The organism is Streptomyces sp. NPDC018045, assembly GCF_044327445.1.
Taxonomy (GTDB): Bacteria; Actinomycetota; Actinomycetes; order Streptomycetales; family Streptomycetaceae; genus Streptomyces.
The window spans coordinates 224,849-238,437 of sequence record NZ_JBIRFL010000002.1; the positions used below are offsets into that span (position 1 = coordinate 224,849).

The window sequence follows — 13,589 nt, forward strand, 5'->3', positions numbered from 1 at the left end:
CTTCCACTTCCTCGATGGGCGCCGCGAAGCCTTGAGGCATCACGGCGGTCATGCGTCGCCGTGTTCGATTGCTGCGTACGGTGCTGCGATCGTCCCGTGTTCCAACCTGCCCAATACGGCTGGTTTTTCGCGCGATCTGCGCTGAAAGACGGGCAACCCGCGGCGAAGTCGGATCGTCGTACAGGGCGACCGATATGTGCTGAGCACCATGAGGCAGCAGGGGGGAACAGTGCGCGAACTGATGCACCGCCACCTCGGCAAGCTGGTGGCGGGCGCGGCCGTGGCGCTGGCGGGTACCGCCGCGCTGGCCGCGGTGACCCTGCCGGGGGACGCGGGGGCGGCCGCCGGGGGGAGCCGGGCCGCCGCGGCCGAGGGGCCGGAGGCGGGAACGGGCCAGGCACCGCGGATACGGCCGGGGGCGGTGGAGCGCGCCCCCGAGGAGGGCGGCAGAGGCGTCGGCCGGGACCCGCTCACGGACGACGAGGTGGCGCGGGCCCAGGACCTCGCCGCGCCCCGTACGTTCCGCGGCGCCACCGAGGACGTCAAGGGCGGCGTGGGCCCGGAGCGGTTGACCACCGACCTGGCCGAGCCGGGCCCGGACGAGACCGGCCGCGCCGACCCGCCACGCCGGGCGAACGTGTCGTTCTACGACTACCGGTCCGACGCGTACGTGAGCAAGACCGTCAACCTCACGACCGGGAAGGTGGAGCAGACCGACAGCCGGCACGGCGTCCAGCCGCCGCCCAACCGGGCCGAGAGCGAGACCGCGGCCGGGCTGCTGATCGCCGCGCCCGAGGGGGCCGGGCTGCGGAAGGACTACGAACACGCCACCGGCGAGAAGCTGACCGGGCCGGGGCAGCTCGCCGTACGGGGGTTCGTCTACCGGGGGCAGGCGGAGGGCCCGGCTCCGGAACGGCTGCGCGCCTGTGGGGAGCACCGCTGCGTCCGGCTCTTCACCAAGGTGCGCAACGGCCAGTGGATCGACACCCGGCGCTATGTCGTCGACCTGAGCGCGCGCACGGTCGGCCGGCTGGACTGAGCCGTCCGGGTACGGGGCGGCGCCCGCGCGACCGGCCGCACCCGGGCGCGTGACCGTGGTCGTGCGCTCCGTGGCCGGTCCCGCGCCTCCCGCGCACTCCGAAGCTTCCGTATCACTGTCGTACAGGAGCGTATCCATGCACGAAAGACCCTTCCGCCGCGCCCACGTCGACCACGGCCGTGCCCGTGTCCCTGTCCGTACCCCCGCCCGTACCCACCGTGCACGGGTCCGGCGCGCCGCACTGCTCGCCGCGCCGTTGCTGCTCGGTACGGCCGCGCTGACGACCGGGCCGGCCGCCGCCCGGGCCGCGGCCCCGCCCGCGTCCACCGCCGCAGGGTGCAGTACCCCGTACAGCATCACGCAGACCCTCGAAGGCGGCACCACTTGGCGTATGTGCTGGCACTACGAGGCGAACGCCGGGCTGGTCCTGGACAACGTCTCGTACCAGCCGAAGCGCGAGCCCCGCCCGATCCAGGTGCTGACCAGCGCGAAACTGGCGCAGATCCACGTCCCGTACGACGACGGCGGCAACGAGTACGACGACCTCACCGGGCAGAGCTTCGCCCAGGGGCTCCAGACGCTGGACCCGGGCGAGTGCCCCGGCGGCACCATCAAATCGGTCAAGGTGCCGGGCGCCTGGGACCCGGAGCACCCGGACGTCAACGGGCTGTGCGTCACCACGCGCGCCCGCGGCCACGCCTACCGGCTGGGCCGCTACCCCGGCGAGACCTCCGGGATCCAGCAGGTGCAGGGCAAGGACCTGCTCGTCTACACGGTCAACAAGACCGGGTGGTACGAATACATCGTCGAATGGCGCTTCTCCGCGGACGGCACGATGAACATGCGGGTCGGGGCGACCGGCACGCTCTCGCCGGCCGACTACGACGCGGGCGACGGCCGCGGCTGGCCGATCGGCAAGGGCGCCAAGGACTACGCCACCAGCCACAGCCACAACGTCTTCTGGCGGCTGAACTTCGGCCTGGACGGCTCGTCGGCCAACCGGGTCGAGCAGTTCGACTCGACGACCACCCAGCAGGGCGGCGGGCAGACGCCCCGGACGAAGACGGTCCGCACGCCGGTGGCCGAGGAACTGGCCGGGGACGCCGGACCGACCCGCTGGTGGCGGGTGGTCAGCACCATCGGCAAGAACAAGGACGGTCATCCGCGGTCGTACGAGATCGTCCCCGGTCGTTCCAGCAAGTACACCGGACGCGCCTTCACCCGGCACGACGTGTATTTCACCGAGTACAACAAGTGCGAGCAGTTCGCCAGCAACAACCTGGCGAACTGCGGAGCCGGCGCGGGCACCAGCGTGGACCGGTGGGTCAACGGACAGCCGCTCCGCCACCCCATCGCGTGGGTCAACATCGGATACCACCACATCGCCCGGGACGAGGACCAGGAGCCCATGCCCGTCCACTGGCAGGGCTTCCAGCTCGCACCGCGGGACGTCACCGCTATGAATCCGCTCACTCCGCCCGAGCTTTCCGGACACAACGGTCACGCCGAATAAGGGCAGTTGACCGGGGACTCGATCCATCCTGCTGCACCGCCTCCCGGACCCGCAGTAGTCTGCCTTGATCGTTGGCACGGGGGTTCGGAAGGCGGTGCGCAGGTGAGCTCGGGCGGGCTGGAGTTGCCCCCTGGTGACGACGGCCACGACGGCCAGGACAGTCATGAGGGACACGAGGGCGGCTCCGTCGACGCCCCGCCCGGGGCGGTGTCCCTGGCCCGGCCGATGGAGATCGGCGCGGAGCTGGACTGGGGCGCCGAGGCCTGGAGCGAGGTGCGCACCCGCGCCCGGCGGGCCGGGCGCGCCTACATCTGGCTGAACCTCGTCGAACAGCGGCTGCGCGCCGTCGTGGCGGCCGTGCTGGGCCCGGTCTACGAACCGGTGCACGGCGACGAGTGGGTCATCGCCGCCGCCGGGCCCACCGGCCAGGAATGGGTCCAGCGGGCGGTCGCGGTCCGCGAGGTCAGCCGCCGCAAGGGCTATCTGCTCGACCCCGCCGACGACAACATCCTCAGCTTCCTGACGCTCCCGCAACTGCGCGAGCTGATGGTGCAGCACTGGCCGTGCTTCGAACCGTACTTCGACGACCGGCGGGAGGTGGAGCTGGCCCTCGACGAGCTGGAGGTGGCGCGCAACATCGTCTCCCGCAACCGCGCCCTGACCGGCACCGTCCTCGCCCAGGCGGAGAGGGCCTCCGCCCGGCTGCTGGAAATACTCGGTTCCGGCATCGGCACCCGCACCGCGGGACGGCTGCCCATCGACGCCGTGGAGGACCTCGTCGGCGACCGGTACGCGGACGTCGTCGGCGTCCACACCGACCGGGTGCGCCTCCAGCGGCAACTGCCCGCCGAGGACCTCTTCGGCGGTGCCCGCCGGCTGGACGCCATCGGCATCGGCCTCAACCTCCTCGTACAGAACTACTCCGGCCGCCGCATGGTCCGCCTCGCGGAGTCCGGCTGCCGCGTGCGGCTCCTCTTCCTCAACCCCGCCAGCAGCGCGGTCCGCCGCCGCGAGCGGGAACTCGGCCTCAAGAAGGGCGAGATGAGCCGCTCCATCGAGATGAACATCCTGCACATGCGGCGAGTACGGGCCCGGCTGCACGACCCCGGCGCCTTCGAGATCCAGGTCTTCGACGAGACACCCCGCTTCACCGCCTACCTGGTGGACGGCGACGGCCCGGACGGCGTGGCCGTCGTCCAGACGTACCTCCGGCGGAGCCGGGGCATGGAGTCGCCGGTCCTCGTCCTGCGCGGCGGCGGCCGCGAGGTGCTGCGCCAGGAGGCGGACCGGGACGACGACCACGGCCTCTTCGAGACATACCGGGAGGAGTTCGAGAACGTGTGGGCGGACTCGCGGCCGGTGTCGTGAGGGGCGCGGCCACAGCGTCGCCCGGAAGCGTCCGCCTTCCGTCGCCGTACCGGATGGTGTGCGAAGCCGGTCGAGGCCGCCCGGCCGGGGTCAGGACAGCCGGCGGATCACCCGGGCCGGGTTGCCGACCGCCAGCACGCCCTCGGGCAGGTCCTTGGTGACCACGGCGCCCGCGCCGACCACCGTGTCCGCGCCGACGCCGACGCCGGGGCAGACGATCACCCCGCCGCCGAGCCAGACGTTGTCACCGATGGTCACGGGCTCGGCCTTCTCCCAGCCGGCCCGGCGCCGGTCCGGGCCGAGTTCGTGGGTCGGGGTCAGCAACTGCACATTCGGCCCGATCTGCACGTCGGAACCGATGGTGATGGGGCCGGCGTCCAGGAAGACCGCGTTGAAGTTGATGAACGTACGGTCACCGATGCGGATGTGGTAGCCGAAGTCGCAGTTCAAGGGCGGCCGGATGCGTACCCCTTCACCCACCGAACCCAGCAGGTCACGCAGGATCGCGCGGCGCTCGGCGGTACGCGGCCCGCGGGGGCCGGTCCGGTTGTAGGCGGCGCAGAGTTCGATGCGGCGTTCGGTGTCCGCGAGCAGTTCGGGGTCGTCGGGGATGTACCAGTCTCCGGCCAGCATGAGCCGTTTGTTCTCACCCACGGGAGTCCTCTCGCCGTTTTGAGGGCATTGTCGCGCGTCCCGCCCGACCGAGGCGTGTCCCGCCGCGGTCCCGGGCCGTCGGAGGTCCGGCGGGTGCCGGGGCGTTGTCAGTGTCGCGTGGGAGAGTAGGGGAACACGGGGGAAGCAACACCGAAGGAGGCCGTCATGGGCTGGCATCAAGGGCTGCTCGTCAGCTTCGACTTGGAGACCACCGGCACGGACGTCGAGCGGGACCGCATCGTCACCGCCGCGCTGATAAGGCTGGACGCGGACGGCCGGGAGGCCGTGCGGGACACTTGGCTGCTCGATCCCGGCGTCCCGGTGCCCGAGGAGGCGGCGGCGATACACGGCATGACGACCGCTCATGTGCGGGCGCACGGCCAGGCGGCGGCGGAGGGGGTCGAGCAGATCACCACCGCGCTCGCCGCGGCGCTGGAGGCGGGCTTCCCGCTCGTGGTGATGAACGCGCGGTACGACCTCTCGCTGCTGGACCGCGAATGCCGCCGGTACGGCCTGCCGACCCTGGCCGAGCGGCTCGGCCGGCAGCCCGCTCCGGTCATCGATCCACTGGTGCTGGACAAGCACGTGGACCGCTACCGCAAGGGCAAGCGCACCCTCAAGGCCCTCTGCGGGCATTACGGCGTCCCGCTGGAGGCCGCACACGAAGCCGGCGCGGACGCGGTGGCCGCGGCCGGTGTGGCGCGCCGGATCGGCGAGCGGCATCCGGAGGTCGCCGGGACGGCACCGGCCGCGCTGCACGCCCTCCAGGAGCAGGCGGCGGCCGAGCAGGCCGCCTCGTTCCAGCGGTATCTGCGCCGCTCCGGTGACCCGGCGGCGATAGTCGAGGCGGCCTGGCCGCTCATTCCGTACCAGCGGTCACGCGAACGCGCCGGGGACCTGCCGGCCCGGGCGTCGTCCTCGCGCGGCGGTGGCTGAGGGCGGGGCCGGGCCGGGCCGCCGGAGGGTCAGAAGGGATACCAGCGCACGGTGGTGTCGCCGTCGCGCAGGGAGGCGATGCGCCGACGGAATTCCCTGAGGGCGGCGGGGTTGCCGGGCGCGTGCTGGGAGACCCAGGCGCAACTGGCCGTCTCCCGCGAGCCGCGCAGCACCGCGCAGCCCTCCCAGTCGCGGACGTCCCAACCGTAGATCCGCACGAACGTGTCGTACGCCTCGGCGGGCAGGCCGTAGCGGTCGCGGCTGAGAGCCATCACGACGAGATCGTGTTCCCGCAGATCGGAGGAGAACGTTTCGAGGTCGACGAGCACCGGGCCGTCGGGGCCCACATGGACATTACGGGTCAGCGCGTCACCGTGGACCGGGCCGCGCGGCAGATGCGGTTCCAGCGCGGTGGCGGCAGCGGCGAACGCGTCGCGACGGCCCCGCAGATACTCGGCGTCCCGCGCCGAGACCGCGTCGCCGGCCAGCCGCAGCCAGCGCTCCACACCCCCCAGCAGCTCACGCCGGGGGAGGGCGAACGGCGGTTCCGGCAGCGCGTGCACCAGGCGCAGCAAGGGGGCCAGGTCGGCCGGTTCGGCGGGGCGTACGGGGTCCGGCAGCCGCTCCCAGAAGGTGACCGGGTGCCCGTTCACCAGACGGGCCGTCGGCTCGGCCGCGCGGACGGCCGGCACGCCCTGATCCGCCAGCCACATGGCGACGCGCAGTTCCCGCTCGGCGCGCTCCAGCAGTTCGGCGCTGCGCCCGACCCGTACGACCGGACCGTTGCCGCCCGTGGCGAAGACCGCGTTCTCGCCGAGCGACAGCAGCCGGGCGTCGGCGGCGGCGTCGGGCCGTCCGGCCGCGGCCAGGATGCCCCGGGCGTGCGCCTCCGTGAACGGAGTGGTGCTCGGTGCGGTCATCGGGGCGCCTCCTGCGGTGCGTGATCGGTACCAGTCTCGCAGGTCCCCGCCCCGCCGGGCCGTGCGGATCCGGACGGTGGGCGGGTAGGGGGCGGGACAGGGCGGTGGGGTTGGAGGAGGGGGAGGCGGAAGGGGACAGAGGGAGGGGGAGGGGGAGGGGGAGGGGATAGGAACAGAACAGAGGGGACGGGGGAGCGGGGCGGGACGGGGGGAGAGGGGAGGGACGGAGGGGAGGGGCAGGGGACAGGCGGCAGGGGGGCCGGGGGCAGGGGCGGACAGGGGCGGACAGGGGCAGAGGGGAGGGGGCAAAGGGCGCAGGGACGGCAGAGGCGGGAGCCCGGCCAGGCCCCGGTGCCGTGTGCTTCGGGGTGGTCCGACGGGTTTTGGCCGGGGTGCGGCGTGGTACGGGCCGGGCCGGAGGGGGCGGGTGCTTGACTGCGCCGACCACCGTCACGACGATGACGGCGGCCGCCTGCCCTGTTCCGCCCGGGAACGTGCGGCCCGTTCGTGGTGGTCACAGCCGTCCTGGGCGGGAATCTGCCCGGTCGGCGGTGCCGTCCGGGGTGAACGGAAGCGGGGGAGTGGCGTTGGATCGAGACGGTCCCGGACGGGGACAGGAACGTACGGGGACGAAGCAGGAGCGTACGGGGACGGAGGGGACGGAGGGGGCGGACGGGACGCCGCGGAGACGGCCGGTGCCCGGGGGCGGCCACGGGACGTGGTTCCTCGTCCTGCCCGCGCTGATCCCGATCCTGGTGCTGAGCGTGGGGCCGTTGCTGTACGGCATCGGGCTGGCGTTCACCGACGCGCAGTCGGGACGTACCCAGGGCACCCGGTGGGTCGGCCTGCTCAACTTCTCCGACCTGCTCCACGACACCCTCTTCTGGGACTCCTTCCGGATCGGGCTGGTGTGGGCGCTGGGCGTCACGGTCCCGCAGTTCTTCCTCGCCCTCGGGCTGGCGCTGCTGCTCAGCCAGGACCTGCGGCTGCGCTGGCTGGCCCGCGCGCTGGCGATCGTCCCGTGGGCGATGCCCGAGGTCGTGGTGGGCATCATGTGGCGGCTGGTCTACCACCCGGACGCGGGCGTCCTGAACGAGACGCTGCGCAGCCTCGGGCTGGGCCCGGACGAGGGCCGGGACTGGCTGAGCGGTACGGCCACCGCCCTGCTCGCCGTGGTCGTCGTGGGCGTCTGGGCGGGCATGCCGCAGACCACCGTCACGCTCCTGGCCGGACTGCAGAACGTCCCCGGGGAACTGCACGAGGCGGCCGCGATGGACGGTGCCGGAGCCTGGCGCCGGTTCCGTACGGTCACCTGGCCCGCGATCAAGCCGGTCGCCCTGGCCGTCTCCGCGCTCAACTTCATCTGGAACTTCAACTCCTTCGCGCTGGTCTTCGTGCTGACCGACGGCGGTCCGGGCGGCCGCACCCGGCTGCCGATGCTGTTCGCGTACGAGGAGGCGTTCCGGTACGGGCAGTTCGGTTACGCGGCCGCGATGGGGCTGGCGATGGTCGCGCTGATCGCGATCCTGCTGGCCGTCTACCTCTCACGACGGCTGAGAGGGGAGGAGGACCGGTGACCCACGACTTCCCGCCGGCCGGCCGCCGCCCGACGACCGGCCGCGCCACCGACGCCGCCACCGGCCGTGCCCATGAGGGCGCCACCGGCCGTGCCACTCCCCGTACGCTCCGCCCGCCGGTCCGCCCGGCCACCCGTCGTACCGTCGGCCGTGCCGGCCAGTACCTGGCCCTCCTCTGCTACCTGATCTTCCTCGCCGCCCCCTTCCTCTGGCTGGTCTCCACCGCCTTCAAGCCGCCGCGCGAGCTGGGCAGCATCCATCCCACCTGGATCCCCCGAGCGCCGACGCTGGACAACTTCCGTACCGCCTTCGACGAGCAGCCGCTGCTCCAGGCCGCCGCCAACAGCCTGCTCGCGGCCGCTGTCTCGGCGCTGGTCGCGGTCGTCCTGGCGACGCCGATGGCGTACGTCCTCGCGCGCCGCCGTATCCGCTTCGCGCGGGCGGCGACCGGCTGGGTCGTGGTCAGCCAGGCGTTCCCGCTGGTCCTGGTGATCATCCCGCTCTTCCTCGTCCTGAAGAACCTGCACCTCGTCGACTCCCGGGCCGGGCTCGTCCTGGTGTACGTCGTGTGGTCGCTGCCGTTCGCGCTGTGGATGCTCACCGGTTACGTCCGGGCCGTACCGCCGGAGCTGGAGGAGGCCGCGGCGGTGGACGGCGCGGGCCGGCTGCGCATCCTGGTCTCGGTCACCGGACCGCTGCTGGCACCCGGCATCGTCGCCACGGTCCTGTTCGCGTTCATCACCGCATGGAACGAGTTCTTCTTCGCGCTCGTCCTGCTCAAATCGCCGGAGAAGCAGACGATGCCGGTCGTGCTGACCCACTTCCTCGGGGCCGAGGGCGTCGCCGACCTCGGCCCGCTGGCCGCGGCGGCCCTGCTCGCCACGCTGCCCAGCCTGGTGCTCTTCGCCGTCATCCAGCGCCGGATCACCGGCGGCATGCTGGCCGGGGCGGTGAAGAACTGATGGCGGCGCCCCGCGGTGGCCCCGGGCCGCGCACCGGGCCCGGCTGCAGCCCCGGCCGCCGCGCGCTGCTCGCCGCCGCCGCGGCCGTGCCCGCCGCGGCCCTGCTGCCCGGCTGTTCGGGCGGCGCCGGACGTCGGGGCGGCCGGCGCGTACTCCGCTTCCAGTCGCTGGCCTGGCAGAAGGAGTCCGTGGACGCCAACAAGCAGTTGGTCGCGGAGTGGAACCGGCGCCATCCGGACATTCCCGTCCAGTACGTCCAAGGGGCCTGGCCCACCGTCCACGACCAGTTGCTCACCTCCTTCGAGGGCGGTGAGGCGCCGGACATCATCCACGACGCCTCCGACGACCTCGCAGACTTCGCCTACGGCGGCTACCTCGCCGACCTGACCGGCCTCCTCCCGCGGCGCCTCAAGGACGACATCCCGCGGCGAAGCTGGGAGTCCGGCACCTTCGGCGGCCGGGTGTACGGCGTCCCCTTCCTCCAGGAGCCCCGCGTCCTCGTCGTCGACCAGGTGCGGCTGCGGCGTTCGGGGGTGCGCGTGCCGACCGCGCGCGCCCCGTGGACGTGGGAGGAGTTCGGGGAGGTGGCGAAGGAGCTGACGGGCGGCGGCGGGTACGGCGTCGCCTGGCCGCTGAAGGAACCGGTCTCCGCCACGCTCAACCTGGCCCTGACCACCGGCGGCCGCGTCTTCCACCGCCGCCCGGACGGCAAGGCCGAGGTCCGCTTCGACGCCGCCGACCAGGTGGTGCCGCGTGCCATCCACGACCAGGTCAACGTCGCCCGCAGCGCGGCCCGTACGACCCTCGGCATGGGCGGCGCCGACACGCTCCCCGGCTTCTTCGCCGGCCGGTACGCGATCTTGCCGCTCGGCTTCTCCTACCGGCAGCAGATCGTGCAGCAGGCGCCGAAGGACTTCGAGTGGACGGTGCTGCCCGCGCCCGGCGGAACCGGCGGCGCGGCCCAGGGCGTCAGCCCGCAGACCCTGTCGATCGCGGCGGACTGCCCCCGCAAGGAGGAGGCGATGGCCTTCGTCGACTTCCTGCTGCGGCCGCCCAACATGGTCCGCCTCGCCCTGGGCGACTGGATGCTGCCGACAGGTCAGGAGGCGCTGACGGCCCCGGAACTCCACACGGACCGATACGGCTGGTCGACGGGCACGGCCCTGGCCGGCACCTTGCGCGCCGCCCCCGCACAGTCGGTACGGGGCTACCCCGAGTGGAAGGACAAGATCGCCACCCCGGGCTTCCAGGAGTACTACAGCGGCGCCATCGACCTGGACGAGCTGCGGCAGCGGCTGGTGCGCGACGGGAACTTGGTGCTGGCCCGGTATCAGCGCTGAGAGGGGAGCCGGGACGGCCAGGCCACGGCGGCGGCCCGGTGGCGGCGGCCCAGTGGAAGTGACCCGGCGGCGGTGGTCCCGGGGCCGGCTTCTTCTCCCGCGATGTGCCCGTCGCAGCGGAACCGCTGGCGTCAGCGGGCGGCCTATGACGGAATATCGGCGCATTCCCAATAAGAGGGGCGAGAAGTGTACGAGGGGCGCGGCCGGGGTGTCGCGCGGGGTATCGAAAGAAATGCGGTGCGTGCAGGGTGAGTTCGCCCGAGAGGGAGGGGCGCGTGGGTGAGGCCACTCTTGGTGACGGCGTACCGAGGGTTGAGTTGCTTGCCGGCCGGGGATTGTTGAGTCGTGAAGAAGTGAGCGGCGGGGGCGATTGCCTGTTTGCTCGCAATGGCCGCCAGGTGTGCCGGCATTCGGGTTCCGATGTGCCGTACCGCCGGTAACCCCTAGGTCCGTACCGCGCCTGACGTGCGCCATGTTGCCGCCGTGTGAACGGAGTTGATTCGCCGTCGGGTGGCTGCGGTGCGTTTTTGACCCCTTCTGTGGTCCTTTGCAGTTACGAAAGGTTGTTGCCTATCTCACAACGCCCGGTCGGCCTTGAATTGACCCCGTCAATCCGACAGGGTTTCGAGCCAGCCCGGCGGAGATCTTCTTGTCCGTCCGGGCTGTTGCGCAACGCTTTCCCCCCACACCTTGAACGAGGAGAACCCTCGAATGGCTCACGCTCACAAGCGTTCCGGCAAGAAGCGGCTCGTCACCGCGATAGCCGCCGTGGTCGCCGCGTCCGGTATCGCCACGGCCACCGCGGTCACCGCGGGCGCGTCACCCGCCGAGGGCAAGATCTACGGCGCCGAGGCCAAGGGCGCCGTCAACGGCAGCTACATCGTCATGCTGAAGAACTCTGAGAACACGGTGCGCGGCGCCGGGGTCCAGGCCGAGCAGAACAAGGACCTGGCCGGCAAGTACGGCGGCGAGGTCAAGCGGACCTACTCCGCCGCGCTGAACGGCTTCTCCGCCACCGGCCTCAGTGCCGAGGAGGCGCGTCGGCTGGCCGCCGACCCGGCCGTCGACAAGGTCGTGCAGAACAAGAAGTTCCACATCGACGGCGCCCAGGACAACCCGCCGTCGTGGGGCCTGGACCGCATCGACCAGGCCGACACCCAGGGCGACAAGAAGTACACCTACCCCGACAGCGCGGGCGAGGGCGTCACCGCGTACGTCATCGACACCGGTGTCCGTACCTCGCACCAGGACTTCGAGGGTCGCGCCTCCTCCGGCTTCGACGCGATCGACGGCGACAACGACGCCACCGACGGCAACGGCCACGGCACCCACGTCGCGGGCACCATCGCCGGCACGGCGCACGGCGTCGCCAAGAAGGCCAAGATCGTGGCCGTCCGCGTGCTGGACGACCAGGGCTCCGGCTCCACCGAGCAGGTCGTCGCCGGCATCGACTGGGTGACCAAGAACCACAAGGGCCCCTCGGTGGCGAACTTGTCGCTGGGCGGCGGCGCCGACGAGGCGCTGGACGCGGCGGTCCAGAAGGCGGTCGCCTCCGGCGTCACCTTCGCCGTGGCGGCGGGCAACGAGTCCACCGACGCGGGCCAGGGCTCCCCGGCGCGGGTCAAGGAGGCCATCACGGTCGCCTCCAGCACCAAAACCGACGAGCAGTCCGACTTCTCGAACTTCGGCAGCGCGGTGGACCTCTACGCGCCCGGCTCGGACATCACCTCGGCCTGGAACGACAGCGACCAGGGCACCAAGACCATCTCCGGTACGTCCATGGCCACCCCGCACGTCGCGGGCGCCGCCGCGGTCTACCTGAGCGCCCACCAGGACGCCAAGCCGGACGCGGTCGCCAAGGCGCTGACCGACGGTGCCACGCCCGACAAGATCAAGAACCCGAGCGAGGGCACGCCCAACAAGCTGCTGAAGGTCGGCGAGTAACCTCACCGCCCGTTCGGCACCGGCCGCCGGCCGTCGCGCTCGCCCCCACGGGGCGCGACGGCCGGCGTCGTACTGCCCGCGCCCGGAGACGGCCGGGCCGGAGCCGAGCCAGGTACGGACGGGCCGGGACGGCCCCGGACCGGGCGAACCGGGACGGGCGGCCCGGAGGCGGCCCGGCTCAGCCGCAGTAGCGTCGCGCCGTCGACTCCCGCTGTGGCGCCTCCAGCAGCCGTAGCCGGCTCTCCACCTCCCGCGGCAGCGGGCGGCGTTCCCGCAGCACCCAGGGCAGACCGCCGGCGGCCTCGGCGAACGCGCGTACCGACACCGCGTCCCGGGGCACCGTCGAGGCGAGGGTGCCCGTCCGGCGTACGGCGGCGGGCAGCGGTCTGCGCAGCCAGGTGAACCACAGGGTGTTGCGGATGCCCTGGCGCCGGCGCAGCGTCGCGTCGCGGTGCGGCGACGCCCGGTGGTGGACGGTGAGCCGGTCGGCGTACACCAGCCACCAGCCGTCCGCCGCGAGGTCCGCGGCGAGCAACTCCTCCTCGCCGCCCAGTACCAGCCGGGGCGAGAAGCCGCCCGCGGCCCGGAAGGCGTCGGTACGCAGCACCGTGGCCGCCGCGAGGAACGAGCCTAGTGCCGGGCCCGGCAGCCAGGACGGGGCGGGCAGCGGGGAGTGCCGCAACTCCTGCACGATCGGATCCTCGACGGGCTCGCCCGGTCCGGCCCCCGGCGCGGCGCCCGCCTCCGGGGCGTCCGGGTGCGGGTGGACCATGATGCGCGCGGTCACCGCGCCGAGCCGCCCGTACGCGTCCAGCAGGTCGGCCGCCCCGGCCAGGGCGCCGGGCTCCCACCACGAGTCGTCGTCGCAGAACGCCAGGTACGGTGTGGACGCCACCCGTGCGGCCAGATTGCGGCCCACCGCACCGGTGTTGTGCGCCAGCGGGATGAGCCGCGGCACGAGCGGATGACGGCGGACGGCGGACGCGGTGCCGTCCGTGGACCCGTTGTCCACCACGATGACGGGCGGCTTCTCCGGCAGTTCGGCGAGCCGGTCGAGCGTGTGCAGCAGGTCGTCGCTTCGGTCGCGGGTGATGACGATGACGGTGGTGCGCGGATCGGTCACGGGGGACTTCCTCGGTTCGGTGCGGACGTGCCGGTGCGGACGCGCCGGTGCGGCGCCGAGGCGTCCTTCGGGGGCGGATGGAGGCGACCCGTGGCTACAGCGCCCAGTGCGGAGTGGGTGGGGACGCCCGGGCGGCGAGCGGTTGCCCGGCGCACGGCAACAGCGCTCGCCGCCCCGCCGGCGCGCCCGGCATCCGGCGTACCGCCCAGGGCG

General features: G+C 72.8%; 11 protein-coding genes. 8 read left to right on the forward strand and 3 right to left on the reverse strand.

Annotation, left to right across the window (positions count from 1 at the left end; all coding sequences use genetic code 11):
* The first annotated feature begins 208 nt into the window (after nt 1–208).
* From ACH4EB_RS04930 to ACH4EB_RS04940, 3 genes are all read left to right on the forward strand, one after another.
* Nucleotides 209–1,039, forward strand: a complete 831-nt coding sequence (locus ACH4EB_RS04930; protein ID WP_398345903.1) for a Tat pathway signal sequence domain protein — start codon at nt 209–211, stop codon at nt 1,037–1,039.
* A 391-nt stretch (nt 1,040–1,430) separates the two neighbouring features.
* Entirely contained in the window at nt 1,431–2,552 is a 1,122-nt protein-coding gene (locus ACH4EB_RS04935) for a copper amine oxidase (RefSeq protein ID WP_398346417.1), read from the forward strand.
* Nucleotides 2,553–2,654: 102 nt separating this feature from the next.
* On the forward strand, nt 2,655–3,920 hold the full coding sequence (locus ACH4EB_RS04940) for an SAV2148 family HEPN domain-containing protein (RefSeq protein WP_398345904.1): 1,266 nt from the start codon (nt 2,655–2,657) through the stop codon (nt 3,918–3,920).
* A gap of 90 nt (nt 3,921–4,010) precedes the next feature.
* On the opposite strand, the gene ACH4EB_RS04945 is transcribed toward ACH4EB_RS04940, so the two are convergent.
* Nucleotides 4,011–4,574, reverse strand: a complete 564-nt coding sequence (locus ACH4EB_RS04945; RefSeq protein WP_398345905.1) for a sugar O-acetyltransferase — start codon at nt 4,572–4,574, stop codon at nt 4,011–4,013.
* A gap of 165 nt (nt 4,575–4,739) precedes the next feature.
* Between ACH4EB_RS04945 and ACH4EB_RS04950 the strand changes: the two genes are divergently transcribed.
* The gene (locus tag ACH4EB_RS04950; RefSeq protein ID WP_398345906.1) at nt 4,740–5,510 is read left to right on the forward strand and encodes an exonuclease domain-containing protein; all 771 of its coding nucleotides are present in this window, start codon (nt 4,740–4,742) and stop codon (nt 5,508–5,510) included.
* Between the two features lie 29 nt (nt 5,511–5,539).
* Here ACH4EB_RS04950 and ACH4EB_RS04955 read toward each other — a convergent pair whose 3' ends face one another.
* Entirely contained in the window at nt 5,540–6,430 is an 891-nt protein-coding gene (locus tag ACH4EB_RS04955) for an aminoglycoside phosphotransferase family protein (protein ID WP_398345907.1), read from the reverse strand.
* Between the two features lie 695 nt (nt 6,431–7,125).
* Here ACH4EB_RS04955 and ACH4EB_RS04960 point away from each other — a divergent pair.
* The 4 genes from ACH4EB_RS04960 (at nt 7,126) to ACH4EB_RS04975 (ending at nt 12,253) form a co-directional block, all read left to right on the forward strand.
* Nucleotides 7,126–8,007, forward strand: a complete 882-nt coding sequence (locus ACH4EB_RS04960) for a carbohydrate ABC transporter permease (protein WP_398345908.1) — start codon at nt 7,126–7,128, stop codon at nt 8,005–8,007.
* Nucleotides 8,008–8,171: 164 nt separating this feature from the next.
* On the forward strand, nt 8,172–8,969 hold the full coding sequence (locus ACH4EB_RS04965; RefSeq protein WP_398346418.1) for a carbohydrate ABC transporter permease: 798 nt from the start codon (nt 8,172–8,174) through the stop codon (nt 8,967–8,969).
* Entirely contained in the window at nt 8,969–10,309 is a 1,341-nt protein-coding gene (locus ACH4EB_RS04970) for an ABC transporter substrate-binding protein (RefSeq protein ID WP_398345909.1), read from the forward strand. The genes ACH4EB_RS04965 and ACH4EB_RS04970 overlap by 1 nt, the downstream gene beginning before the upstream one ends.
* Nucleotides 10,310–11,020: 711 nt before the next feature.
* On the forward strand, nt 11,021–12,253 hold the full coding sequence (locus ACH4EB_RS04975; protein ID WP_398345910.1) for a S8 family serine peptidase: 1,233 nt from the start codon (nt 11,021–11,023) through the stop codon (nt 12,251–12,253).
* A 178-nt stretch (nt 12,254–12,431) separates the two neighbouring features.
* Here ACH4EB_RS04975 and ACH4EB_RS04980 read toward each other — a convergent pair whose 3' ends face one another.
* Nucleotides 12,432–13,376: a glycosyltransferase family 2 protein gene (locus ACH4EB_RS04980; RefSeq protein WP_398345911.1), complete on the reverse strand. Its 945-nt coding sequence runs from the start codon at nt 13,374–13,376 to the stop codon at nt 12,432–12,434.
* Nucleotides 13,377–13,589 lie beyond the last annotated feature (213 nt).